General features: G+C 45.6%; 2 rRNA genes. Both read right to left on the bottom strand.

The window, feature by feature from the left end:
* A 23S ribosomal RNA gene (locus tag HPK16_RS16520) occupies positions 1–369 on the bottom strand; the annotation flags it as partial.
* Between the two features lie 264 nt (positions 370–633).
* Positions 634–704: ribosomal RNA gene (locus HPK16_RS16515) — 16S ribosomal RNA — on the bottom strand; the annotation flags it as partial.

Raw genomic sequence — 704 nt, 5'->3', positions numbered from 1 at the left:
CTTCTTTGGCGGGCCTTTCCAGACCACTTCGTTTACCACTTTCTTTTGTAACTCCGTATAGAGTGTCCTACAACCCCAAGAAGCAAGCTTCTTGGTTTGGGCTCTTTCCGTTTCGCTCGCCGCTACTCAGGAAATCGATTTTTCTTTCTCTTCCTCCAGGTACTTAGATGTTTCAGTTCCCTGGGTCTGCCTTCCTTACGCTATGTATTCACGTAAGGATACTATCCGACTAAAGATAGTGGGTTCCCCCATTCGGAAATCTCTGGATCAACGCTTACGTACAGCTCCCCAAAGCATATCGGTGTTAGTCCCGTCCTTCTTCGGCTCCTAGTGCCAAGGCATCCACCGTGCGCCCTTTCTAACTTAACCATGTGGATCGCTGTGCTTACGCACTAACCACGGGTATGTTCCTAACGTCTACGAGCCAGCGATGGCCGTATCAGTTAGTTGAAAGGTTACTTTCAGTTGATTCTCGGTTCTTACTTGGTTGGTACAAGTCAAAGACTTATACCGCACTTTACTAACTTTCTTATCTAGTTTTCAAAGAACAACTTTCTTCTTCATAGAGAGAATTGACCTCTCAAAACTGAACAAAACAGAAGATAAAACAAAAGCAGGTTTCCTTTTCCTTAGAAAGGAGGTGATCCAGCCGCACCTTCCGATACGGCTACCTTGTTACGACTTCACCCCAATTATCTGTCCCA

Origin of the sequence: Paenilisteria rustica (assembly GCF_013820765.1) — a bacterium.
In the GTDB taxonomy this organism is placed as follows: domain Bacteria; phylum Bacillota; class Bacilli; order Lactobacillales; family Listeriaceae; genus Listeria_A; species Listeria_A rustica.
Note: the sequence above shows the minus strand (reverse complement) of the source record. Positions and strands in the feature narration are given on the sequence as shown.